Source organism: Kribbella sp. NPDC000426, assembly GCF_040300265.1.
Lineage (GTDB): Bacteria > Actinomycetota > Actinomycetes > Propionibacteriales > Kribbellaceae > Kribbella.
In genome coordinates, this window is record NZ_JBEPDK010000007.1 from 114,080 (window position 1) to 138,531 (window position 24,452).

At 69.0% G+C, this 24,452-nt stretch carries 23 protein-coding genes; 6 read left to right on the forward strand and 17 right to left on the reverse strand.

Going from position 1 to position 24,452, the window contains the following annotated elements; translation table 11 throughout:
• Positions 1–10: 10 nt before the first annotated feature.
• The 3 genes from ABT313_RS32150 to ABT313_RS32160 all read right to left on the reverse strand — a co-directional run bounded on the left by ABT313_RS32150 (position 11) and on the right by ABT313_RS32160 (position 3,280).
• Positions 11–1,582, reverse strand: a complete 1,572-nt coding sequence (locus tag ABT313_RS32150) for a hydantoinase/oxoprolinase N-terminal domain-containing protein (protein WP_350861577.1) — start codon at positions 1,580–1,582, stop codon at positions 11–13.
• Positions 1,583–2,875, reverse strand: a complete 1,293-nt coding sequence (locus ABT313_RS32155) for a purine-cytosine permease family protein (protein WP_350861579.1) — start codon at positions 2,873–2,875, stop codon at positions 1,583–1,585. It abuts the gene before it with no gap.
• Between the two features lie 108 nt (positions 2,876–2,983).
• Entirely contained in the window at positions 2,984–3,280 is a 297-nt protein-coding gene (locus ABT313_RS32160) for a DUF2218 domain-containing protein (protein WP_350861581.1), read from the reverse strand.
• A 65-nt stretch (positions 3,281–3,345) separates the two neighbouring features.
• Here ABT313_RS32160 and ABT313_RS32165 point away from each other — a divergent pair, with 65 nt between their 5' ends.
• Complete coding sequence (locus ABT313_RS32165; protein WP_350861583.1) at positions 3,346–3,891, forward strand: TetR/AcrR family transcriptional regulator; 546 nt, start codon at positions 3,346–3,348, stop codon at positions 3,889–3,891.
• Here ABT313_RS32165 and ABT313_RS32170 read toward each other — a convergent pair.
• From ABT313_RS32170 to ABT313_RS32185, 4 genes are all read right to left on the reverse strand, one after another.
• Positions 3,868–6,078: a heavy metal translocating P-type ATPase gene (locus ABT313_RS32170; protein WP_350861585.1), complete on the reverse strand. Its 2,211-nt coding sequence runs from the start codon at positions 6,076–6,078 to the stop codon at positions 3,868–3,870. The genes ABT313_RS32165 and ABT313_RS32170 overlap by 24 nt on opposite strands.
• Before the next feature lie 90 nt (positions 6,079–6,168).
• A complete protein-coding gene (locus ABT313_RS32175; RefSeq protein WP_350861587.1) occupies positions 6,169–7,749 on the reverse strand; it encodes an ABC-F family ATP-binding cassette domain-containing protein in 1,581 nt (526 codons plus the stop codon).
• 156 nt (positions 7,750–7,905) lie between these two features.
• A complete protein-coding gene (locus ABT313_RS32180; protein ID WP_350861589.1) occupies positions 7,906–8,112 on the reverse strand; it encodes a DUF6343 family protein in 207 nt (68 codons plus the stop codon).
• Between the two features lie 16 nt (positions 8,113–8,128).
• Positions 8,129–8,800 carry a FadR/GntR family transcriptional regulator gene (locus tag ABT313_RS32185; RefSeq protein ID WP_350861591.1) on the reverse strand — a complete coding sequence of 224 codons (672 nt, stop codon included), beginning with the start codon at positions 8,798–8,800 and terminating at the stop codon, positions 8,129–8,131.
• A 30-nt stretch (positions 8,801–8,830) separates the two neighbouring features.
• Here ABT313_RS32185 and ABT313_RS32190 point away from each other — a divergent pair, with 30 nt between their 5' ends.
• From ABT313_RS32190 to ABT313_RS32205, 4 genes are all read left to right on the forward strand, one after another.
• Positions 8,831–9,238 (forward strand): DUF3052 domain-containing protein, encoded by a 408-nt coding sequence (locus ABT313_RS32190; protein WP_350861593.1) that lies wholly within the window; start codon positions 8,831–8,833, stop codon positions 9,236–9,238.
• Between the two features lie 425 nt (positions 9,239–9,663).
• The gene (locus ABT313_RS32195; RefSeq protein WP_350861594.1) at positions 9,664–13,467 is read left to right on the forward strand and encodes a multifunctional oxoglutarate decarboxylase/oxoglutarate dehydrogenase thiamine pyrophosphate-binding subunit/dihydrolipoyllysine-residue succinyltransferase subunit; all 3,804 of its coding nucleotides are present in this window, start codon (positions 9,664–9,666) and stop codon (positions 13,465–13,467) included.
• A gap of 1 nt (position 13,468) precedes the next feature.
• Entirely contained in the window at positions 13,469–13,645 is a 177-nt protein-coding gene (locus ABT313_RS32200) for a DUF6104 family protein (RefSeq protein WP_165546322.1), read from the forward strand.
• A 12-nt stretch (positions 13,646–13,657) separates the two neighbouring features.
• Complete coding sequence (locus ABT313_RS32205; RefSeq protein ID WP_350861597.1) at positions 13,658–14,377, forward strand: AAA family ATPase; 720 nt, start codon at positions 13,658–13,660, stop codon at positions 14,375–14,377.
• Here ABT313_RS32205 and ABT313_RS32210 read toward each other — a convergent pair.
• Both ABT313_RS32210 and ABT313_RS32215 read right to left on the reverse strand, forming a co-directional pair.
• Complete coding sequence (locus ABT313_RS32210; RefSeq protein WP_350861599.1) at positions 14,374–15,162, reverse strand: alpha/beta fold hydrolase; 789 nt, start codon at positions 15,160–15,162, stop codon at positions 14,374–14,376. The two genes, ABT313_RS32205 and ABT313_RS32210, sit on opposite strands and share 4 nt — an antisense overlap.
• Positions 15,163–15,240: 78 nt before the next feature.
• Positions 15,241–15,591, reverse strand: coding sequence for an ArsR/SmtB family transcription factor (locus tag ABT313_RS32215; RefSeq protein ID WP_134109011.1), 351 nt, complete (start codon positions 15,589–15,591; stop codon positions 15,241–15,243).
• 114 nt (positions 15,592–15,705) lie between these two features.
• On the opposite strand from ABT313_RS32215, the gene ABT313_RS32220 reads away from it, so the two are divergent.
• Positions 15,706–16,941 carry a calcium:cation antiporter family protein gene (locus tag ABT313_RS32220; RefSeq protein ID WP_350861602.1) on the forward strand — a complete coding sequence of 412 codons (1,236 nt, stop codon included), beginning with the start codon at positions 15,706–15,708 and terminating at the stop codon, positions 16,939–16,941.
• A gap of 23 nt (positions 16,942–16,964) precedes the next feature.
• On the opposite strand, the gene ABT313_RS32225 is transcribed toward ABT313_RS32220, so the two are convergent.
• From ABT313_RS32225 to ABT313_RS32260, 8 genes are all read right to left on the reverse strand, one after another.
• Positions 16,965–17,267, reverse strand: a complete 303-nt coding sequence (locus tag ABT313_RS32225) for a WhiB family transcriptional regulator (protein WP_350861604.1) — start codon at positions 17,265–17,267, stop codon at positions 16,965–16,967.
• Positions 17,268–17,342: 75 nt separating this feature from the next.
• Positions 17,343–17,867, reverse strand: coding sequence for a GNAT family N-acetyltransferase (locus ABT313_RS32230; RefSeq protein WP_350861606.1), 525 nt, complete (start codon positions 17,865–17,867; stop codon positions 17,343–17,345).
• Complete coding sequence (locus tag ABT313_RS32235) at positions 17,868–18,836, reverse strand: zinc-binding dehydrogenase (protein WP_350861607.1); 969 nt, start codon at positions 18,834–18,836, stop codon at positions 17,868–17,870.
• A gap of 45 nt (positions 18,837–18,881) precedes the next feature.
• Positions 18,882–20,495 (reverse strand): inositol monophosphatase family protein, encoded by a 1,614-nt coding sequence (locus ABT313_RS32240; protein WP_350861609.1) that lies wholly within the window; start codon positions 20,493–20,495, stop codon positions 18,882–18,884.
• Positions 20,492–21,511 (reverse strand): ABC transporter ATP-binding protein, encoded by a 1,020-nt coding sequence (locus tag ABT313_RS32245; RefSeq protein ID WP_350861611.1) that lies wholly within the window; start codon positions 21,509–21,511, stop codon positions 20,492–20,494. Before ABT313_RS32245 ends, ABT313_RS32240 begins: the two co-directional genes overlap by 4 nt.
• 8 nt (positions 21,512–21,519) lie before the next feature.
• Positions 21,520–22,329, reverse strand: a complete 810-nt coding sequence (locus ABT313_RS32250) for an ABC transporter permease (RefSeq protein WP_350861613.1) — start codon at positions 22,327–22,329, stop codon at positions 21,520–21,522.
• Positions 22,329–23,270 (reverse strand): ABC transporter permease, encoded by a 942-nt coding sequence (locus ABT313_RS32255; protein ID WP_350861615.1) that lies wholly within the window; start codon positions 23,268–23,270, stop codon positions 22,329–22,331. Before ABT313_RS32255 ends, ABT313_RS32250 begins: the two co-directional genes overlap by 1 nt.
• Positions 23,267–24,421, reverse strand: coding sequence for an extracellular solute-binding protein (locus ABT313_RS32260; protein ID WP_350861617.1), 1,155 nt, complete (start codon positions 24,419–24,421; stop codon positions 23,267–23,269). Before ABT313_RS32260 ends, ABT313_RS32255 begins: the two co-directional genes overlap by 4 nt.
• Positions 24,422–24,452 lie beyond the last annotated feature (31 nt).

The following is a 24,452-nucleotide window of genomic DNA, read 5'->3' on the forward strand; positions in this document are numbered from 1 at the left end:
ACCCCGGCGCTCATGATGCCTCGCCGAGGCGGAGGTCGCCGACGGCCTTGCAGCGGATGCGGGTCGCGTTGCCGGGCAGGTAGGGGATCGGGACCTCGTCGAAGTCGACGATCCGCACGGCCGCGGGATCCGCGCCGGCCGCGATCGCCCGATCGACGGCCTCCTGCCGAGCCTCGTCCACCACCGCGTCTCGGCGGCCGGGGTCGATCGCGTACACCCGGTCGACCTCGCCGCCGACCTGCGCGATCGCGGCGCCGATCGCGTTGGCGACCGCGAAGTGATCCGGCCGATGGACGGCGAGACTCCCAGGCAGATCGTCCGGCAGCAGGATCGACCCACCGCCGACCGCCACCACTGGCAGCGGGTCGGGCGACGTGCGCATCCGCTCCACCGCATCCGCGATATCCGCCGCCACCCGAGCCAGAGCCGCCTTCACCAGCGTCGGATCCAGCTCGGCGACCGCCGAAGCGTCACCCACCTCGGCCCGGCCGGCCGCGACCGCGATGTCTGTCGCCGTCAGTGTCCGGCCGCCGAAGACCAGGGCCTCCTCGGTCAGGCGGTAACCGACCGACCGCGGACCGACCGTCACCGCATCAGTCGCCGATTGATTGTCCGAGGCAACCAAGCTGCCACCGCCGATCCCGATGCTGAGCACATCGGGCATCCGGAAGTTCGTCCGCACCCCGGCCACGTCGACCTCGGTGGTCGCCTCGCGCGGGAAGCCGTGCGTGAGTACGCCGACATCACTCGTCGTACCACCGACGTCAACCACAGCACAGGTGTCGAGCCCGGACAGCAGTGCCGCACCGCGCATCGAGTTCGTCGGTCCGGACGCGAACGTCGCGACCGGGTACCGGCGGGCGAAGTCGACGTCCATCAGCGTGCCGTCATTCTGGCTCAGGTACAGCGGCGCGGAGATGCCGTGACCGGCAACCGCGCCGGACAACCCGTCGACGATCGAAGCGGCCAGCTCACGCAGCGCGGCGTTGATGATCGTCGCGTTCTCCCGCTCGAGCAGCCCGATCCGGCCGATCTCGTGCGACAGCGAGATCGCCACGTCGTCACCGAGCTCGGAGCGCAGGATCTCCGCCGCGCGCAGTTCGAACTCGTTGCTCACCGGCGAGAACACCGACGAAATCGCCACCGACCGTACGCCGTGCTTCACCATGTCGCCCGCGTGCCGGCGCAGCTCGGCCTCGTCCAGCTCGGCGATGTGCCGGCCGTCGAACTCGTGCCCGCCGTGCGCCAGATAGCTCCGCCCGCTGATCGCCTCGACCAGCCGCTCGGGCCAGTCGACCAGCGGCGGCAGCGATGCCGTGGCGGGCAGACCGAGCCGCAATGCCGCGGTCGGCGCGAGCCGACGCGCCTCGACCAGTGCGTTGATGAAGTGCGTGGTGCCGATCATCACGGCCTGGACCTGCGCGGGGTCGAAGGATCGCTCCGCCTGCAGCCGGTCGAGGGTGTCGATGATGCCTGCCGTGACGTCCGCGCTGGTCGCCGACTTGTTCGCGGCCAGGACGCTCGTCCCGTCGAGCAGCACGGCGTCGGTGTTGGTGCCACCGACATCGATGCCGATACGCATTCAGATCCTCCCAGGTTGTACGACGGTGGTGATCTCGGTCGGTGCACTCTCCATGGTGCGGCTGGTGCCGACGCCGCGGATCAGGCCGAGCTTGCCCGCCACGACGTACGCCGCGAAGCCGACGACCAGTGAGTTGATGCTGGGCAGACCCCAGGCGACGTACTTGCCGATCAGCGCGGCGCCGACCCAGATCACGATCGTGGCCGGCACCCAGGTCGGCGCGGTCGCGGGCAGCGTGCCCTCGGCCCGGGTCGCCTCAAGGTCGGGACGCCAGCGCTTCACCACGAAGTACTCGGCGACCATGATTCCGGCGATCGGCGGGAACGCGACGCCGAGCACGGTCAGGAATTCGGTGAACTTGTCGAGGATCCCGCCGGCCGCGAGCACGCTGCCGAGGACGCCGACGACCAGCGTGACCACGGCCCGGTTGACGTGCCGGCCGAAGACGGTGCCGATGAAGTTCACGATGCCGAGGCCGGAGCTGTACAGGTTCCAGTCGTTGATCTTGATCGTGCCGAGGATGATCACCAGCGTGCCGACCCAGCCGACCGACGAGGTGACGATCGTGATCACGTTCGCCGAACCGACGGCGTGCGCGAGCAGTACGCCGACGAGGCCGATCACGTACTCGCCGAGCGTGATGCCGAGCACGGTCTGCTTGACGACGTCGCCGGCGACGAGCGTCGTACCCTCGAGCAGGCTCAGGTGCGGACCGGGCGGCGCGGCGTTCACGAGCGAGCCGAAGCTGTGGTCGGACAGTTCGCTGATGATCGACCAGCCGACCAGGATCAGGAACGCCGGCACGGTCACGTACGCGACCCAGGCCATCGAGTGGAAGCCGCGCAGTACGACGAGCGTCACCGCGAGACCGAAGACGAGCGACCAGCCCCAGGTCGGGAGTACGCCGATGAGCTGGCTGAGGCCGGCCGCGGACACCGCGGACTGGATCCCGAACCACCCGATCAGGCTGATCCCGATCGCGAGCCCGATCAGCGACGAGCCGGCCTGGCCGAACCCGGTCCAGCGCGCGATCACCGACGTCTGCAGCCCCTCGCGGGCGCCGATGACGCCGATCAGGATCGCGACGAGTTCGAGGATCACCGCACCGAGCGTCAGCGCCCAGAACGCGGTCCAGAAGCTCATCCCGAACCCGAGCGTCGCGCCGAGCAGGAACTGACTCAGCGCCGAGATCTGCCCGAACCGCTGGGTCGCGACAGACCACCAGGAATACCGCGCGCTCTCCGGGACGCGGGCGAGCGCATAGTCGTCCGCACCAACAGATGTACCGGCCATCGAAACCTCCAGCCCTGGGGATTCAACCGAACGTACGACTGTTGGCGGGCCCGCTCACCGTCCAGTGTGCACACCCGACCCGCCCCGACTGTGCAGGCAGCCCAGTGCTCAGACCTGGCGCCAGACGACCTGAAGTGCGTCACGCCGGGCAATCTGCTCGATCCGGTGCGCCACCCGCTCGCTCGCCTGCGCGAGCGCGGCCTGATCACCGGCCTCGACCCGCAGCACCAGGTCATCGTGGGTCGCCCGGACGGTCCAGGTCGCCGTACCGAGATCCACGACAAGCTCGTCCTCAGCCGCCGACAGGATCGTCAACCCGCCCGGCCCGTGCCCCATATGGCTGGTCAGCTGAGCGAGGTACCGATCGGCACGAGGGGTGTCGAGGTGGGCTTCGAGTGCAGGCACGGCAATCTCCTTTATCGAGACACAATGTCTCGATCATAGGCAGACTGTCCAGCTAGACTCCAGGTATGCCGAAGTTGTGGACCGACACCATCGCGGGCCACCGCGAGTCCGTGCGGGAGGCGGTGCTGGACGCGACGGCTTCGGTGGTCGCCGAGCGCGGGCTGACCGGGGTGACGATGTCGGCGGTCGCTCAGCGCGCCGGGGTCGGGCGGGCGACGCTGTACAAGTACTTTCCCGACGTCGAGTCGATCCTGACCGCGTGGCACCAGCGGCAGGTCGCCGACCATCTGCGGCAACTCACCGAGATCTGGACGGAAACCGGGCGACTCGAGGCCGTGCTGGAGGCGTACGCATTCATCTGCCACGAGCATCCGCCGTCGGAGCCGGCCGCATCGTTGCACCGGTCGGAGCATGTCGCGCGAGGCCGGGAGCAGCTCGTCGATTTCCTCGCCGGCCTGATGACCGACGTACGCGATGACGTTCCGGCGAAGGAGCTGGCGACGTACTGCGTGCATGCGTTGGGCGCGGCAGGCGCCGTACCGTCGAAAGCTGCGGTACGGCGCCTGGTGGCGGTCGTGCTGAGTGGGCTACGCGGCGAGGCGGGCCGGTGAGAGGTTGAGGCGGCGTAGCAGTTGGGCGTTGAGAGCGACCACGATCGTGGAGATCGACATCAGCAGCGCGCCGACGGCCGGTGAGACGACGATGCCTGCGAAGGCCAGTACGCCGGCTGCGAGCGGGACCGTGATGACGTTGTAGCCGGTCGCCCAGATGAGGTTCTGCCACATCTTGCGGTAGCTGGCCTTGGACAGCTCGATCACCGAGAGCACCGCGCGCGGGTCGTCGGCGGCGAGGACGACGCCGGCGGATTCGATCGCGACGTCGGTACCGGCGCCGATCGCGATGCCGACCTCGGCGCGAGCCAGGGCCGGGGCGTCGTTGACCCCGTCACCGACCATCGCGACCTTCAGCCCGCGGGCCTGCAGCTCGGCGACCTTGGCGTCCTTGTCCTGCGGCAGCACCTCGGCGAACACCTCGTCGATACCGAGCTCCTTCGCCACCGCGTCGGCCACCTGATGCGCATCCCCGGTGATCATCGCCACCTTCACCCCACGCCGATGCAACGCATCCACCGCCTGCCGGGACTCCTCCCGTACTTCGTCCTCCAGCGCGACAACTCCTACGACCTGCCCATCCCTCACAACATGCAAGACCGCCGCCCCGCGCTCCTTCCACGCAGCGACCTCCGTCCGCAGCTCCTCCGGCTCCTCCAGCCCGCTCTCCCGCAAGTACGCCGGGCCTCCAACCGCAACCACAGCACCATCAACAACCGCCTGCACCCCGCGCCCGGTCAACGACCGGAACTCAGAGGCGACGAGTCGCCCGTTGCCTGCAGCAACCACTCGGTTGCCCGCGCCGGCAGCTGACGTGGCGGAGGCAGCCGAGGTGGCGGCGCCCGCACTCCCCCCGTCCGTAACCGCCCCGGGAGCGGCTGCAGCGGGACGGTCAACCGCCCAGCCTTCCGCGGCGCTGGGCGCAGCGCCGCCGCCGACCCGAACGCCGTTGGCCTGCGCGGCATGAGCGCGGACGATCGCTTTGGCCAGTGGGTGTTCGCTGTCGGCTTCTACCGCGGCAGCCAGCTCCAGCAATTCGTTGTGTGAGACGCTGCCGACGGTGGCGACCCCGGTGACGGCCGGTTCGCCCTTGGTGAGGGTGCCCGTCTTGTCGAACAGGACGGCGTCGATCGTCCGCATCCGCTCGAGTGCAAGCCGGTCCTTCACGAGTACGCCGGCCTTCGCCGCGCGCTCGGTGGAGATCGCGATCACCAGCGGGATCGCCAGGCCGAGGGCGTGCGGGCAGGCGATCACCAGCACTGTCACCGTCCGCGTCACCGCCTCGTCGACCTTGCCGAGCAGCGCCCACACCACGAACGTGATCAGCCCGGCGATCGACGCGAAGTAGAACAAGAACGCCGCCGCCCGGTCGGCCAGCGCCTGCGCACGCGACGACGACGCCTGCGCCTCGGCCACCAGCCGCTGGATGCCGGCCAGCGCGGTGTCGTCGCCGACCGCCGTGATCTCGACCCGCAGAGCGTTGTCAGTGGCAACAGTTCCCGCCACCACGGAATCACCGACCGCGCGTGACACCGGCCGCGACTCCCCGGTGATCATCGACTCGTCGACCTCGGCCTGCCCGTCGACGACGGTCCCGTCCGCCGGCACTCGGCCACCGGACCGCACGAGTACGACGTCGCCCGCCTGCAGTTCGTGCAGCGACACCTCGACGACCTCGCCGTCGATCACCTTCTCGGCCGAATCCGGCAGCAACGCCGCCAGCGCATCGAGCGCGCCGGACGCAGCGCCGAGCGCCCGCATCTCCAGCCAGTGCCCGAGCAGCATGATCACGATCAGCAGCGCGAGCTCCCACCAGAAGTCCAGGTCGAACCCGCCGAGCTTCAGCGTGGTCACCCACGACGCCACGAACGCGACGGTGATCGCCATCGAGATCAGCAGCATCATCCCCGGCCGACGGGACTTCAGCTCACTCCAGCCGCCGGTGAGGAACGGCTGCCCGCCGTACACGAAGATCACCGTGCCGAGCACCGGCGCGATCAGCCCCGAACCCGGGAAGTCCGGCCTGGTGTACCCCAGCAGATCCGCGAACATCGCGCTGAAGAACACCACCGGCACGGCCAGCCCGAGGCTGGTCCAGAACCGATCCTTGAACTGCGCCGCATGATCCCCGTGCCCCGCATGCCCGCCATGTCCGCCGTGCTCCATCTGTCCACCGTGCTCGTCCATGCCCAAAACATACCCCTAGGGGGTATCAAACACAACTGGGAACGCAGAAACGCCCGGCTGGGGTCACCAGCCGGGCGTTTCGAGTTGGAGTTACAGGGGGTCGATATCCGTCAGAGTTTCCGGGGTCAGTTCCAGCCAGCGGGTGATGCCGATGTCGCGGAGGAAAGGCACGTCGTGGCTGGCGATGACGAGAGCGCCGTTGTACGACGCCAGCGCATCCTTCAGCTGGGCGACGCTGGACAGGTCGAGGTTGTTCGTCGGCTCGTCCAGCATCAGCAGCTGCGGTGGCGGCTCGGCCAGCATCAGCGCCGCCAGCGTCGCCCGGAACCGCTCGCCGCCGGACAACGTACTGACGAACTGGTCGGCCGCCCGCCCACGGAACAGGAAGCGGGCCAGCCGCGACCGGCGCTCCTGGTTCTCCGTACTCGGGGCCAGCAGCGCCAGGTTGTCGACGACGGACAGGTCGTCGCGCAGCAGGTCGAGTCGCTGGGGCAGGTACCGGAACGGCACCGCCGGCAGCTCACCCGCCACGATCGACTGCAGCAGCGTCGTCTTGCCGGCACCATTCGGCCCTGTCAGCGCGATCCGCTCCGGTCCGCGGATCTCCAGGTCGACGTGCGCACCGGTGCGCAGTACGTGGTCCTCCAACCGCAGCACCACGCGACCGGCAGGTACGGCGGTCTTCGGCAGGTCCACCCGGATCGTGTCGTCGTCGTGGACCTTCTCCTCCGCGTCCGCCAACGCCTCCTGCGCCGAATCGAGCCGCTCGGACTGCATCCCGAGGTGCTTGCCCGCCGACACCTGCGCACCGCGCTTCAGGTTGCCGGCCATGATCTTCGGGATGCCGCCCTTCTCGAACGCCCGCTGACCGCGGGCCTGGCGCTGGTCCATCTTCATCCGCGCCTCGATCAGGTCGCGCTTCTGCTTGCGTACGTCGGCCTCCGCCGCCCGCAGCATCCGCTCGGCCGCCTCCTGCTCGACCGCGACCGCCTCCTCGTACGCCGTCAGGTTGCCGCCGTACCAGGTGACGTCGCCCTTGCGGAGGTCGCCGATCTGGTCGACCCGATCGAGCAGCTCCCGGTCGTGGCTGACGATCAGCAACGCCCCGCGGAACTGGTCGACGGCGTCGTACAGATGCCGCCGCGCCCGCAGGTCGAGGTTGTTCGTCGGCTCGTCCAGCAGCAGTACGTCAGGACGCCGGAGCAACTCGGCCGCGAGGCCGAGCAGGATCGTCTCGCCGCCGGAGAGCTCGCCGACGCTGCGATCGAGCCCGATCGCACCCAGGCCGAGCTTGCCGAGCAGCGCCTCGGCACGTTCGTCGACGTCCCAGTCGTCGCCGATGATCGCGAAGTTCTCCTCCGAGGCGTCACCGGACTCGATCGCGACGATCGCCTTCCGGACACCCTCGATACCGAGCGCCTGGTCGACGCGCAGCGACGTGTCGAGGGTCAGGTCCTGCGGCAGGTACCCCAGCTCGCCGCTGACGCGGATCGCCCCGCGCTGCGGGGTGAGCCGACCGGCGATCAGCCGGAGCAGCGTCGACTTACCGGCGCCGTTGCGGCCGACCAGGCCGGAGCGGACCGGTCCGGCGACGAAGGTCAGGCCGTCGAACAGGACCTCACCGTCAGGCCAGGCGAAGAAGAGGTCGGTACAGGACAGGGAAAAACTCATAGGCGTTGCAACTCCCAACGAGGTCTCGGACGAGACCGCGCACCAGACAGGTGGCGATCGATCGACTGAAGAAAAGACCTCGGAGCTACAACGCGGACCCCTGACGCCGGGAATGGGACGTCCACCAGGATACTGGCCGCCACCGCGGCCCTTCAACTACTTTTCCGAACGCTTGCGCCAGGCAACTACTACCAGGTCCACGAGGGCGACCACCCCGAGCGCCGCGAAGACGATCACCCAGCCCGACGGGAGGTCGTAGGCGAGCGCCAGCACGACGCTCGCCGCGAACAGCACCACCCCGAACGCCGACAACACGATCCGCAGCACCAACGCGCTCCGGGGCGGGGGTGGTTCGAAGGCCATACCTTGGCTTGTACCCCTACGGAGCCTTGCGCAGCCAGGTCTCGACGCCGGCGATATGAGCGGTCATCCACGCGCGGGCCGCCTCGGCGTCGCCGATCTCGATCGCGTCGAGGATCGCGGCGTGCTCGGCCAGCGTCCGCTGGACGGCGCCGGCCTGGGTGACGCCGCGCCAGATCCGGGCCCGCTGGGTCGCACCCGAAATGCCGTCGAGCAGCGAGCAGACGACCTGGTTCCCGGTGGCCTCGGCGATCGCGCGGTGGAACCGCAGGTCGTTCGCGACCAACTCCTCGACGTCCGCGTCGGGCGTGAGGTCGCTCGTGAGCAGCCGGAGCTCGATCACCTGCTCCTGACTGATCCGGGTGGCTGCCAGCGCGGCGACGCCGGGCTCGAGCAACCGCCGTACCTCGAAGAACTGCAGGACCGAGTCGTCGCGGTGCAGGTCGACCATGAAGTTGAGCGCGTCGAGCAGATGCGCCGAGTCGAGACTGCTGACGTACGTGCCGTCGCCGTGCCGGACGTCGAGCACGTTGACCAGCGTGAGCGCCTTGACCGCCTCCCGCAGCGAGTTCCGCGACAGGCCGAGCCGCGCGGCGAGATCCGCCTCTTTCGGCAGTCGATCCCCCGGCCCCAGTTCCCCCGAGGTGATCATCCCCTTGATCTTGACGATCGCCTCATCCGTCAACGCCATCCAGCCAGTATGCCGCCCTAGCATCGGTTCATGACCACACCTGGTTACTCCGGGAAGCCGCTGGCCGCCAAACTTGGCGTCAAGCCCGAGCACCTGGTCCTGCTCGACAACGCGCCGGACGGCTTCACGGTCGAAGGCCTGCCGGCCGGTACGACGGTCACGCGGCGGGCCGGGCGTTCGCCGTACGACGTCGTACTGATGTTCTGCCCCGACCGCTCACGGCTCGCGAAACGACTGCCCGTCCTGCTGGCCAGGACGGCGACGGCCGGGATGATCTGGGCCGTCTGGCCGAAGCGGTCGTCCGGGGTCGCGACCGACCTCGACGAGAACGGGATCCGCGAGCTCGCCCTCCCGCTCGGCGTCGTCGACGTGAAGGTCTGCGCGATCGACGCGACCTGGTCGGGTCTCAAGCTGGTCCGGAGACTGACCAACCGATGAAGGCCAATCATTCCCAGGTGGACTGATTCCGAGCGTGACGTTGGCCACACTTTTGCGCGGTTGTGATCATCACCGGCGGCGAGTGGACAACTGCATACAGTGGGCAGCCACGCTCAACCACCCCTGTCCGAGGCATCGGAGCGGGCGCCGGAAAGCCACATCTGCAAGGCGTCCCGGAGCACCTGCCGTTGCTCTCCGCACCGACTGACGGTGAGAGGAGGGCGTGTGTCCTGAAACACCTTTGTGAGCAGTGTTTCAGGCGCCGGCGGATCGACTCGCCGGGGCCCGACCACTCGACACACTGGTCCGATGGTCCCGGGCTGTGGAAGTGGTCCGGGTGCTATTAGCCTTTGCTTGGGACACCACCCATAACATCTGAATTAACCGTGCTACCGGACCCGAAATCGGAAGAGGCGAACTGCCAAGTGGCCACCGAGCCATCAGACACCAACCCCCTAGCAGCCTTCGGTGCGAACGAATGGCTGGTCGACGAGCTGTACGAGAAGTACCAGCAGGACCCGAATTCGGTGGATCCGGCGTGGCTCGACTTCTTCAAGACGTATAACCCCGATGGCGACGCGAAGCCGGTGACGACCACCCCGGCCGACGCTCCCCGGCCCGACGCGGTGTCCGACAACAAGACGCCTGAGGCGCCGAGCCGCGGCAGTGCGCCGACCGTGCCCGCTTCGAACGCTCCCGCCGCCGCGGCGGCGCCGCAGTCCCCCGCTACCCAGACGCCGGCTCCTGCGCAGGCCGCCGTACCCCAGAAGGCCGCCCCGACCGGAGGCACGGTGAACCAGCCGACACCCGCACAGCCGGCGCAGCCCAAGGCGGCGCAGCCCAAGACGGCGCAGCCCGCGGCGACCGACGAGACCGAGCGGAAGATCCTGCGCGGTGCCCCGGCCCGGACGGCGCAGAACATGGAGACCAGCCTCACGGTCCCCACCGCGACCAGTGTCCGCCAAGTCCCGGTCAAGCTGCTGATCGACAACCGCATCGTCATCAACAACCACCTCAAGCGCGCCCGCGGCGGCAAGGTGTCGTTCACGCACCTGATCGGCTGGGCGCTGGTCAAGGCGCTGAAGACGCTGCCGGAGATGAACGCGTCGTACGACGAGACCGACGGCAAGCCGACCCTGGTCAACCCGGCGCACATCAACCTCGGCCTGGCCATCGACATGCAGAAGCCGGACGGCACCCGGCAGCTGCTGGTGCCGTCGATCAAGTCCGCCGAGACGATGACCTTCGCCGACTTCTGGATGGCCTACGAGGACATCGTCCGCCGGGCCCGGGACAACAAGCTCGCGCTGCCCGACTTCCAGGGCACCACGATCAGCCTGACCAACCCCGGCACGATCGGCACCCAGCACTCGGTGCCGCGGCTGATGACCGGCCAGGGCTGCATCATCGGCGTCGGCGCGATGGAGTACCCGCCGGAGTACCAGGGTGCGGCCGACGAGACGATGGCCAAGCTCGCGGTCAGCAAGGTGATGACGCTGACCTCGACGTACGACCACCGGATCATCCAGGGCGCCCAGTCGGGTGAGTACCTGCGCCGCCTGCACCAGCTGCTGCTCGGCGGCGAGGGCTTCTACGACGAGATCTTCCAGTCGCTGCGGATCCCGTACGAGCCGATCCGCTGGGCCGCCGACCTCCCGCACAGCCACGAGGAGGACATCAGCAAGCAGGCCCGCATCCTCGAGCTGATCCACGCCTTCCGGGTGCGCGGCCACATCATGGCCGACACCGACCCGCTGGAGTACAAGCAGCGCAGCCACCCCGACCTCGACGTCGCCACCCACGGCCTGACGCTGTGGGACCTGGACCGCGAGTTCGCCACCGGCTCGTTCGGCGGCGACCGGCGGTTCATGAAGCTGCGCGAGATCCTCGGCATCCTGCGCGACTCGTACTGCCGGACCACCGGTATCGAGTACATGCACATCCAGGACCCCGAGCAGCGCAAGTGGCTGCAGGAGCGGATCGAGCGGCCGCACACCAAGCCGCCGCGCGAGGAGCAGCTGCGGATCCTGGCCAAGCTGAACGAGGCCGAGGCGTTCGAGACCTTCCTGCAGACCAAGTACGTCGGTCAGCGGCGGTTCTCGCTCGAGGGCGGGGAGACCACGATCCCGCTGCTCGACGAGCTCTGCGAGGAGGCGGCCGGCGCCGGCCTGGAAGAGGTTGCGATCGGCATGGCCCACCGCGGCCGGCTGAACGTGCTGGCGAACATCGTCGGCAAGTCGTACGGCCAGATCTTCCGCGAGTTCGAGGGCAACATCGACCCGCGGACCGTGCAGGGCTCCGGTGACGTCAAGTACCACCTGGGCGCCGAGGGCGAGTTCGTCTCGGAGTTCGGGGACAAGATCAAGGTGTCGGTGGCGGCGAACCCGTCCCACCTGGAGACCGTCGACCCGGTGCTCGAGGGCATCGTCCGGGCCAAGCAGGACATCCTGGACCGCGGCGCGGCCTTCCCGGTGCTGCCGGTGCTCGTCCACGGCGACGCGGCCTTCGCCGGCCAGGGCGTCGTGGCCGAGACGCTGAACCTGTCCCAGCTGCGCGGTTACCGCACCGGCGGCACGATCCACGTGATCGTGAACAACCAGGTCGGCTTCACCACCTCGCCGGCCTCGTCCCGCTCGTCGATGTACTCCACCGACGTCGCGCGGATGGTGCAGGCGCCGATCTTCCACGTCAACGGCGACGACCCCGAGGCGTGCATCCGGGTCGCCGACCTGGCCTTCGAGTACCGGCAGGCGTTCAACAAGGACGTCGTCATCGACCTGGTCTGCTACCGCCGCCGCGGTCACAACGAGGGTGACGACCCGTCGTTCACCCAGCCGCTGATGTACGACCTGATCGAGCAGAAGCGCTCGGTCCGCAAGCTGTACACCGAGGCCCTGATCGGTCGTGGCGACATCACGATCGAAGAGGCCGAGCAGGCGATGATGGACTTCCAGCACCGGCTGGAGCGGGTGTTCGCGGAGGTCCGCGAGGCGAAGAGCCAGCCGGACACCCCGGCGCCGTACGTCACGGCCCCGGTCTACCCGGACAAGCCCGAAGGCCCGGACGCGACCGCGACCACGCCCGAGGTGCTGAAGAAGATCGCCGACGCGCACACCACGCTGCCGGCCGGTTTCACCGTCCACCCGAAGGTGATGCCGCAGCTGCAGCGCCGGGCGCACGCGATCACCGAGGGCCCGATCGACTGGGCCAGCGCGGAGATCACCGCCTTCGGTTCGCTGCTGCTCGAGGGCCGGCCGGTCCGGCTCGCGGGTCAGGACAGCCGCCGCGGGACGTTCGTGCAGCGGTTCGCCGCGGTCATCGACCGGGTCAACGGCCAGGACTATGTCCCGCTGCAGAACCTGGACGACGCTCAGGCGAACTTCTACGTCTACGACTCGTTGCTCAGCGAGTACGCAGCGCTCGGCTTCGAGTACGGGTACTCCGTGGCGCGGCCGGAGGCGCTGACGCTGTGGGAGGCGCAGTTCGGCGACTTCGTCAACGGCGCGCAGTCGGTCATCGACGAGTACATCTCGTCCGGTGAGGCGAAGTGGGGCCAGAAGTCCGGTGTCGTGCTGCTGCTGCCGCACGGCTACGAGGGCCAGGGCCCGGACCACACCTCGGCCCGGATCGAGCGGTTCCTCGCGCTGTGCGCGGAGAACGCGATGACCGTCGCCCAGCCGTCGACCCCGGCGTCGTACTTCCACCTGCTGCGCCGGCACACGCTCGGCGAGGAGCACAACCCGATGGTCGTGTTCACACCGAAGCAGCTGCTGCGGCGCAAGGAGGCCGTGTCGCGGCCGGAGGAGCTGACCCACGGCACCTTCCGGCCGGTGATCAACGACGCGGAGGCCGAGGCGAACCCGGCGACCGTCGAGCGGGTCATCCTGGCCTCGGGCCGGATCGTCTACGACCTGCTGGCCGAGCGCAAGAAGGTCGAGCCGGACAAGATCAGTACGGCGGTACTGCGGGTGGAGCAGTTGTACCCGCTGCCGGCCGAGGAGATCGCGGCCGAGCTGGCGAAGTACCCGAACGCGACCGAGATCCGCTGGGTGCAGGACGAGCCGGCGAACCAGGGTCCGTGGCCGTTCATGGCGCTGAACCTGACCGAGCACCTGGGCGGCAAGCCGTTCTACCGGGTGTCCCGGCCGGCCATGGCGGCCCCGGCGGTCGGCTCGCACGGTGTCCACGGCACCGAGCAGGCGACGCTGCTGAAGCAGGCGTTCAGCTGACGTGTACTTCACCGACCGCGGGATCGAGGAGCTCGAGAAGCGGCGTGGCGAGGAGGACGTCACGCTCGCTTTCGTGGCCGAACGGCTGCGTGAGTTCGTCGACCTGAACCCCGAGTTCGAGACCCCGATCGAGCGCTTCGCCACCTGGCTGGCCCGCCTCGACGACGAAGACGACTAGTAACCTGAGCGAATGCCCTTCGCCGATCAGCCCGTGCGCCGGGTTGCCGCGGCGGAGGGCATTCGTCCGTCCGGGCGCTGGCCGCACACGATTCCCGCCATCCGCCAACTGCTGACCGACGGGCTGGACCTCGACGCGGGCGTGACCTTCCTCGTCGGCGAGAACGGCGCGGGCAAGTCCACGCTGGTCGAGGCGATCGCCATCGCGTTCGGCCTCTCACCTGAAGGCGGCTCCACCGGCGCCCGCCTCACCACCCGGGCGACCGAGTCGTCGCTCGCCGACGACCTGCAGCTGACCCGCGGCGTCGGCGCCAAGCGCGCCGGCTTCTTCCTGCGCGCCGAGACGATGCATGGCTTCTACACCTACCTGGAGCAGAATCCGGGCACTCGCAACGAGCCGGCGTTCCACGAGATGAGCCACGGCGAGAGCTTCCTCAACCTGATCAGCGACCGCTTCACCCGCCAGGGTTTCTACTGCCTCGACGAACCCGAGTCGGCCCTGTCGTTCTCCAGCAGCCTCGCCGTCATCGGCGTACTCAACCAGCTCGCCGAGCACGGCTCCCAGGTCCTGTGCGCGACCCACTCCCCCGTCATCTCAGCCCTGCCCGGCGCCACGATCCTCGAGGTCGGCGAGTGGGGCATCCGGCGTACGACGTGGGACGAACTGGAACTCGTGCAGAACTGGAAGGCCTACCTGCAAGGACCGCAGCGGTACCTGCGGCACATCGTCTAGCTCCCGGGCACTCGCAAGAGGGCGTCGGCGACCGCTGCGGCGACCTGTGCCGGCGCCTCGTCCGGGAGGAAGAACACCGCGCCCGGGATCGTCACCACAGTCACGTTGGCCGCGGCCTCGAGCGTGTCACGCTGAGCGTCGCTGAGGCCGCCGTCGCCCTTCTCGGCGTGGACCACCCACACCGGACGGCCCGATGCGGCCAACTCGGCGGCATAGTCCCGGTCGGCGGCCAGGTAGTCGAGGTACGGGCCGAGCAGCTGCATCGCAGCGGCGGCCCGGTTCTGCTTGAGGTCCTCGATCAACTCCCGCTTGTGCGGCGCCGGTGTCTTGGCAGACTTGGCCATCAGCGGCATGAGCTTGAACAGAACTGCCATCGGCCAACTGCCCAACCGCTGCGACGCCCCCACCACTCCGCGGAAGAACCCGGCTTCCTCCGCGGTCGTCAGGCTGATGCCCAGGAGCACGACCGGCCCCCGGAAATGACCGCCCAGCAGCATCTCCAAGGCCACCGTCGCGCCGTGGGAGAAGCCTGCGACCACATCGCAGCGGTGCAGCTCGGCCAACTCGCCGGCCCGACGGGCCAGACCCGGCACGGAGACATCCCCCACCGGCGGGGCACCCGCCATGCCCGGCAGCGTCGTAGCCACCAGACGTACGCCGGCCAACGCCGGCTCAGCCATCACCAGGTCGAACGAGCGGGCCGCGTTGGCGCCGCCGGGCAACAGCAGGACCGCGCGCTCGGCATCGTCAGGACCCGCAGTCAACAACTCCCAGGCTTCCCTCATCACAACCGCCCCTGCCCTGAAGGTAGGACGCAGCGAGCCGAGGCAAAACCCCCGGCGCCTTACGGATCCGTGACCGCTCTAGTCGGTGTGTGGCGGTCGCGTACGGCGCGGTGGGTCCGGGGCGAGGGAGCCGTCGGGGGCGATGTGCTCGAAGATCTGGTCGACCAGGTTGAGCACGTGCGGGTCGTCGACGGTGTAGATGTGCCGGCGGCCCTCGCGGCGCGCGGTGATGATCCCGGCCAGGCGGAGCTTGCCGAGGTGCTGGCTGGCGGTGGCGATACTCACGCCGACTCGCTCCGCCAGGGTCCCGACGTCGTACTCCCCTTGCGCGGCCAGCGACACCAAGTGCAGCCGGACGGGTGCGGAGAGCATGGCGAAGGTGCCCGCGGCGGAATCGAGCTGAGCCTTCGTCGGTTCAGGGTTGGTCATCGCGCTGTCATTGTGACCGGTAGACCGGTCCGCGGACAGCTCGCCGGGCCGTCGTGACAACGGTCTCACACTTTCGCAATTGCGAAAGTATCGAAACGGTGGCAGGCTGGAACCATGTTCCGAGCGCTCCGCCCCGTGCTGTTGCTGTTCCTGGTGGCGACCCCCGCGGTCGCCCTCCGGCTCACCGGCACCCATCCGCCGGCACTGGGCTCGATGCTGATCTTCGGCCTCGCCGTGGTCGCCGCATCCTTCGTGCTCGCCTGGGCGGCCGAGGCCGCGGAGATGGACATATCGGGCGGTCTGGCGATCGCGCTCCTGGCGGTCATCGCAGTCCTCCCGGAGTACGCGGTCGATCTGTACTTCGCCCACACCGCCGGCTCGAATCCGGACTACGTGCAGTTCGCCGCCGCCAACATGACCGGGTCCAACCGGCTGCTCCTCGGCCTCGGCTGGTCGAGCGTCGTGCTGATCAGCCTGTACGTCGCCTCGCGGCGCAGCGGGCAATCCGTCAAGGCGCTGGTGCTCGAGTCCGGGTACCGCCGGGAGCTCGGGTTCCTCGCCGTCGCCGGTGTGGTCGCGTTCGTGATCCCGGTGACCGGCGAGATCCACCTGGTGCTGGGGATCCTGCTGCTCGCCTTCTTCGCGTACTACCTGTACCGCGCGGCCACGTCCGAGCACGACGACGAGCCGGACCTGATCGGCCCGGCCGCGACGATCGGCGCGCTGCCACGGGTGCAGCGGCGGATCACCGTGACCGCGATGTTCCTGGTCTCGGCCGGGATCATCCTGGCGGCCGCGGAGCCGTTCGCGGATTCGCTCGTGCAAGGCGGGCACGCGCTCGGGATCGACCAGTTCCTGCTGGTCCAGTGGCTGGCGCCGCTGGCGTCCGAGGCGCCGGAGTTCATCGTGGCGATCCTGTTCGCCTGGCGGGGCAAGGGCGCGGCCGCGCTGGGCCTGCTGATCTCCGCGAAGGTGAACCAGTGGACCCTGCTGATCGGCAGCCTCCCGATCGCCTACGGGATCGGCGGCGGCGGTGCGGCGCTGCACCTCGACGGCCGGCAGGTCGAGGAGTTCCTCCTGACCGCCACGCAGACCCTGCTCGGGATCGCGATCCTGCTGAACCTGCGCTTCCCGCGCTGGGCGGCGTGGACGTTGCTGGGGCTGTTCGCGATCCAGTTCGCCGTACCGGGACAGACCGGGCGCTACGTGATCAGCGCGATCTACCTCGTGCTGGCGGTCGGCGCGGCGATCCACAACCGCGACCAGGTCTTGCGGACGATCACCTCACCGTTCCGCCGCACAGAAGAGCCCGCCGACGCCAAGCGCGCCGACGAGCTCGTCAACGTCTGACCCTGCCGACCGAACGGGGGTGGCTAGCTGGCCTGCTGCTCCTCGTCGATGAGGGGCGGGCGGTTGCGGCGTTCCTGGGGGCCCGGGCGGCCGCGGCGGCGGCCGTAGAGGAACTTCTCGCCGGCGGCGGTGCCGGTGAACTTCGTCCGGCGGGCCCACTCCCGGCATTCCTCGATCACCGGGCAGGAGGTCAGGCAGATCGCCTGCGCCTTCCGCTGCTCCCACTGCGTCGCAGTCTCGTCGTACGACGGGGCTTGTCCGACGCACGCGGCCTTCGTCATCCAGCGGTCGGCCGGGTCAACGATCACCGTCAAAGTAGGCCTCATGGGCTCATCGCTCCTCATCGATCGGGCGGATCGGTAGGAACAGACTGAACCCGTCGCATTGCCCCGGTGCGACGCCTATGTTTCCGGCGTGAAACGTCCACGCCGGACGAGACGGATCTCACGCAGGTCGAAGTACGGATCGTGCTTGCCGACACCGTCCGGCGCGAACCCGTGCCGGCGGTAGAAGCCCAGCGCCTGCTCGTTGCCCTCGAAGACCCAGAGGAACGCGGGCTGTTTGCCGACGGCAACATCCAGCAGCCGGGTGCCGAGTCCGGTTTTCCAGAACGCCTGCCGGGTGTAGATCGCCTCCAGCTCGAACGGCACCGGCGCGTCCTCGTCGCGACCCGGGCCGATCCCGACGAATCCGGCCACCCGGTCCTGGACCGGCGCGTCCGGATCCGGGTTCACCGCGATCCAGCGGCGCCGGCCCTCGCCCAGGGGTGTGGTCCAGCGTTCGATCCGGCGCTCGAGGTTCGACGTACGCTCCAGCAGCAGGTCGGCCGGCACCAGGCCGGCGTACGCCTCCCGCCAGCAGAGCAGGTGACACCAGGCCGCGGCCTCGGCGTCGTCAACAGTGACGGGGCGGATCTCGGGTTGCACTCAGACAGTAAAGACGATCTTGCCGAAGACGTCGCCCGCGTTCATCTTCGCGAAGCCGTCGCGGGCGTCCGCGAGCGGGAAGATCGAGTCGATGTGCGGCGAGATGCCGGCGGTCGCCATGAACTGCAGCAGCTCGGCCAGCTCGGTCCGCGTACCCATCGTGGAGCCCTGGACCCGCAACTGGAGGAAGAAGATCCGGTTCAGCTCGGCCGACTTCGGCGCCTGGCCGCTGGTCGCGCCGGAGATCACCAGCGTGCCGCCCTGCTTGAGCGACTTCAGCGAGTGCGCCCAGGTCGCCTGCCCGACCGTCTCCATCACCGCGTCGACCCGCTCCGGCATCCGCGCGCCGGACTCGAACGCCTCGTGCGCGCCGATGTCGATCGCCTTGGCCCGCTTCGCCTCGTCCCGGCTGGTCGCCCACACCCGCATCCCCGCGGCCCGCGCCAGCGTGATCAGCGAGGTCGCCACGCCACCGCCCGCACCCTGCACGAGCACGGTGTCGCCCGGCTTCAGACCCGACTGCGTGAACAACATCCGGTACGCCGTGAGCCACGCCGTCGGCAGACACGCCGCCTGCTCGAAGGACAGCCCGGCCGGCTTCGGTACGACGTTCCGCGCGGGTACGGCGACCTTCTGCGCGAGCGTGCCCTGGTACCGCTCGCTCAGCAGCGACCGCTTCGGGTCGAGCGTCTCGTCGCCCTTCCACGCCGGATCCGAGACCACCGCGTGCACGACGACCTCGTTGCCGTCCGGGTCCACGCCGGCCGCATCGCAGCCGAGGATCATCGGGAGGTTCTGCTCGGCCAGCCCGACCCCCTTCAACGACCACAGATCGTGATGGTTCAGCGCGGTTGCCTTCACGTCGATGGTCACCCAGCCCTCGGGGACCTCAGGCTCCGGCCGCTCCCCCACCTCCAACGCGGAGATCGGGTCGTCGGCGTCGAACTTGGCGGCATAGGCAGCAAGCATGCGGACCACCTTAGGCGGTGGTCTGGGCGGAGTCAGTTACAGAACTCACCTCGGCCTGGAAAGCAGCTGCCGGCGCGCGACCGACCAGAGCTTGTAGAGCTCCTGCGCGTGGTCCGGGTCGGCCGCCAGGATGCCGCCGGAGTCGGGCCAGACGGTCTCGTTGCCGTTGTCGTCCAGCAGCACACCGCCGGCTTCCCGGACCACGAGTGCCGACGCGAGGTGGTCGATCGGGCTGAACCGCTCGATCACGGCACCCACACCGCGGCCGGCCGCAGGACCGGCGAGAGTAAGCGTCCCGGACCCCATCACCCGCAGCGTGCAGAACCGCTCCCGAAGCCCGTCAAGAAACAGCTCCATCCCAGGCCACGGCGAGTGGTTCAGCAACTCGGTACACACAATCTTCCCGGCAAGCCCGCCGGTAGACCCACCCGCGCTGGACGCCGGGCTGTCCGAGCTGTCCACCCCACTGGACGCGGACCCATCCGCGGCGCTGGACGCCGGGCTGGGTGGGGCGAGGTTGAGGGGGCGGTCGTCCAGGTGGGCGCCGTGGCCCGCGACCGCGGTGAAGATCTGGTTGCGCCAGACGTCGCCGACGACGGCTACGAAGGGTTCGCGGTCGATGGCGAGGGCCAGGGAGAAGGCCGTCCAAGGCACGCCGTTTGCGAGGTTGGCGGTGCCGTCTACGGGGTCGACGTACCAACACGGGGTGCCGGGACGGGCGGTGCCGCCGAGTTCCTCGCCGACCACGAGGTGCCCTGGCAGCCGTTCGGCGATGACCTCGCGGACGTGCTTCTCGACGGCAGTGTCGACCGCCGTGACCAGGTCTGCGGCATCTGCCTTACTGCGGACGTCGCCGAGGTCGGCGCTGCGGGTGAAGGCGTTGGCCCACCGCGCGAGTTCACCGGCGACTGCGATCGCCTCAGCCAGCTCGTCACCGGTGAGCTTGGCCGGCCGCGACGCTCGTTCCCACGACTCCGGCCCTTCCGCGACGACCTTCCGGAGTACGCCGAGCCGGTTGGTCGTGACGATGTCCACGCCACGGGCGAGGACCCAGCGCATCGCCTCCTCGTCGTCGACCGTCCAGCACGCGAGCTCGAGCCCCGCACGGTGTACGACGTCGACGAGCTCGGGGCTGAGGACGAGGTACTCGGAGTTGATGACGTCGGGCCGCAACTCACCGAGGACCTCCGCGGACGGCAGGTCGCGGCGGTCCCACGGGAGCCAGATGCTCGCCTCCGGGTCGAGCACCCGGATGGTCCTCAGCGCCTCCAGGTCACCGCACCAGGCCACCTGTACTCCGGAGCCCAGCACGACCCGCATCGCGGCCTCGACGACCTCAGGCGCACCGACATCGAACAGCAGCGTCGATTCCGTCCCGGCCGCGAGCGCGAGCACATCCGCGAGCAGGGGAATACGAACCGAACCCTCGCCGAGCGCCGCGACGTCGGTCCAGTCGACCTGCGAGACCTCCCGGTCGAGACCCCACAGACGCTCGAGGGTCGCATCGTGCAGGAGTACGACGCGACCGTCCCGGGTCACCCGGACGTCGATCTCGATGAACGCGGCGCCCGCGTCGACGGCCGAGCGCACCGCCGCGATCGTGTTCTCCCGGTGCCGTTCGACGTCTCCACGATGTGCGGTGGCTCGCGTCGTGCTCATGCCGCCGTTCCCTGGCCGACGAGCCGGCCGTCCTCGAATTCGAGCCACTTCTCGATCCGCGCCCAGCCGGTCGCCCCGACAGCGGGCGGGAGACCGGTCACGTAGGCACGCAGTACGGCGTCCTCGCGGCGCAGGTACAGCTCGGCGAAGTGCCCGCGCGGGACGACGCGTTCGACGGTCGCGGCGAGCCCGCGGGATTCGGTGCCGAAGACAACATCCTCGGGCCGTATCCCGACCACGCCCGAGCCGGGCACTACCCGGCCGTCCTTGATCGCACCCTCGAGCCGGTTGAGGCTGCCGATGAACGTCGCGACGAACTCGGTGGCCGGCGTTCCGTAGAGGTCGGCCGGCGTACTGAACTGTTCGATCCGGCCGTTGTTCATCACCGCGATCCGGTCCGAGACCGACATCGCCTCCTCTTGATCGTGGGTGACGATGACCGTGGTGATCCCCAGCCGCTGCTGGATCTCGCGGATGTCCTCGCGGACCTTCACCCGCAGCTTCGCGTCGAGGTTGCTGAGCGGCTCGTCGAGCAGCAGTAGCTCCGGCTCCTGGACGAGCGCCCGCGCGAGCGCCGTACGCTGCTGTTCGCCGCCGGAGATCCGCGCCGGGCGCGAGTCCTTGTGGTGGACGAGGTTCACCAGTTCGAGGGCGGCGTCGACCCGCTCGGCGATCTCTGCCTTCGGCCGCTTGCGCAGCTTCAGCGGAAAGCCGACGTTCTTGGCCACCGTCATGTGCGGCCAGAGCGCGTAGTTCTGGAACACCATCGCGCTCGGACGGCGCTCGGGACCCAGGTGCACGACCTCCCGGCCGCCGACCTTGATCGAGCCCGCGTCCGGGGTGAGGAAGCCGGCGATCATCCGCAGCGTCGTGGTCTTGCCGCACCCGGACGGGCCGAGCAGCGAGACCAGCTCACCCGGGCGCACGGTCATGTCGAGGCTGTGGATGATGCTCCGGCCGCCGAGGACCTTGTGCAGGCCCTCGATGTCGAGACCGCCGGAAACTGTTGTGGTCATGGTGCCCTCTACTTGATCTGGAAGCCCTCGGCGAGGTGGCCGCCGACGATGTGCTTGTGCGCGGCCAGCAGCAACGCCACGGAGGGGATGGCGAGCAGGATCGAGAAGACCGCCGCCACCTGGGTCGGGTAGTTGAGCACGAGGCTGTACATCTGGGTCGGCATCGTCATGTAGTCCGGCGCGCCGACCAGGTACGTGCCCTGGGCCTCGTCGAACGAGGACAGGAAGCTCATGATCGCGGCCACCAGGATCCCCGGCAGCGCCATCGGCAGCGTCACGCTGAAGAACGTCCGCGGCTTCGACGCACCCGCGTCCCGCGCGGCCTCCTCGAGACTGCGCGGTACGGCGGCGAATGCGGCGGCCGGGATCCAGGTCATGAACACGACCGTGCCGAGCACGTGCACGACCAGGATGCCGAGGATCGTGTTCATCAGATTCAGCGCGTAGAACAGTGCGGCGAGCGAGACGAACAGGCCCATCTTCGGGAACGAGTTCGCCGCGAACACCCCGATCAGGAAGAACCGCCGCCCCGGGAACTCGAAGCGCGCGAACGCGTACGCGGCCGGCAGGCAGATCACCGCGGAGACGAGCACGGTGATCGGCGCGAAGAACAGCGAGTTCTGTACGGCGACCCCGAGCGCCCGGTCGCTGAACACGACGCTCCACCACCGGAAGGTCCATGCATCCGGCAACAGGTCCGGGTACGTCCAGCTGGCCGCGAACGCCCGCATGGCCAGCCACAGCAGCGGTCCGATGATGAACAGCGCCAGTACGGCGGCGAGCAGGACGACCACGCCGCGGGACAGTGTCCTGGGCATCAGACCGCCCCGCTTTCCTTGGCCGAGCGGAAGTTCGCCCAGACGTAGACCGCCGCGATCCCGGACGCGATCGCGAACACGATGAACGCGATCACGACGGCCTGCTGCGGCTGGTTGAACGCCGAGAAGTAGTTCGACATGTCGACCCCGAGCATGTTCGGCGAGTTCGGGCCGGTGAAGTACGGCACGGTGAACGAGCCGAGGATCCCGATCGCGGTGAATGTCGTCGCGATGATGATCGGCACCCCCGCCATCGGAACCACGACGCTCCCGACCACTCGCCAGAACGAGGCGCCGGCGTCGCGCGCCGCGTCGATCATCGCCTGCGGGACAGCTTGCATCCCCGAGGTGACCAGCAGGGTCGCGAACGGCAGCGACGTCCAGACCGAGCCGATGACGACGGTCACCAGCGTGTACGACCAGATCGGGAAGCCGAGCCCGAACTGCGCGAAGACGCTGCGCAGGAAGCCGTTGGCGGAGTAGAACCCGAGGATGGCCCAGGAGGCGATGACCACCGGGATGAAGAGCGGGATCACGGCGAGCGCCGACAGTAGCTTGCCGATCAGCCCGCCGGAGAACTTCAGGTACAACCCGATGCCGACCGCGAGCACGATGACGACAGTGGTGCTCACAAGTGTCACGACCACCGTGACGACCAGGTCGCCGAGGAACCGTGCGTTGGTGAACATCTCGGCGTACGCCGACAGCGTCGGGACGAAGCCGTGCGCTGTGTGGACGTTCTGGCCGATCAGCGCGACCGTGCGGTTCAGGCCGCCGGTGAACCCGAGGCTGAACGCGAACGCGAGGACGACCGGGAAGCCGATGAAGAACGCGATCAGCACCATCGGCGGGAGCGCCATCAGCAAGCCCCGGGTCCGGCCCGCCGCCTGGGCAGCGGGCCGGATCACGACAGCCGGGCGGGCTTCGGCTTCCGCCGTCACTTGCCGGGGACCTTCTGGTCCCAGAGCTGGTTGAGGTCCTTGGTCATCGAGTCGAAGTAGCCCTTGCGCAGGTTGTTCGTGTCGGCGTTCGCGAACTTGGCCTGCAGCTCCTGCGGCAGCTTGTCGATCGAGATCGCCGGGTAGCCCGAGATGTCCTTGACGATCATCGCCTGCTGCTCAGGCTGCTCGACGAAGTTCACCAGCTTCAGCGCCGCGTCCTTGCTGGGACTGTTGGCCGGGATGCCGAGGTACGCCGCACCGCCGGTGAAGGACGGGTCCGAGATCTGCGTGGACTTGACCGTCGCGGGGATCGCGCCGTTCGCGACGGCGGTCGTGAACATGTCGGACCACACCGGGGCCATCGAGATCTGCCCGTTCGCGAGCAGGTCCAGCACCTGCTGGTTGCCGTTGGGGTAGACGCCCTTCTGGTACACGTACGGGTTGAGACCGTGCAGCGTCGCGAAGCCCTGGTCCCAGTTGGACTCCAGGCCCTTGTCGTAGCCGACCGTCATCTTCTGCCGGGCGTCGGCCGGCACGTACTTGTCGAGCACGGTGGCCACGAACGATCCGCCGGAACCACCCGACTTGGGCGAGTTGTAGGTGAACTTGCCGGGGTGCGCCTTGATCCACGCGAGCAGCTCGTCCAGCGTCTTCGGCGGGGCCGGGACGGTCTTGGTGTCGTAGGCGAGCAGCACCGAGGACCCGCGGTACGGGATCCCGCCGGTGCCGCCGGCCTTTACGACGTCGGCCGGGATCTCGGACAGCGCGGAGATCTTCTCCGAGTCCGCCGGCTCCAGCAGGTTCGCGGTCGATGCCTTCGGCACGAAGCCGCCGTCGACGACGTCGAAGCCGGGGTCCTTCTTCTGCGCGACCGACGCCGACAGCTTCGCCATCGTCTGGGCGTCGTGCTCGCCGTGCAGGTCGAGCGTGACCTGGACCTTGTAGCCGGGGTTGGCCTTCTCGAACGCCGGGCCGAGGTCGTTCGCCCAGAGCTTCTGGATGTTCGTGTCACCGCTGATGAAGACCCTGACCGTCTTCACGTCGCCGGCCCCTCCGCCCTGGGTGGCGGTGCTGCTCTGCGCACACCCACCCAGTGCGAGGGTCGCGGCGGCGACCGCCGCGACGGCTCCGAATGCGGGCCTGAGCTTCATAGCAGCCTCCAACCATCGGTCCTGTGCGGAA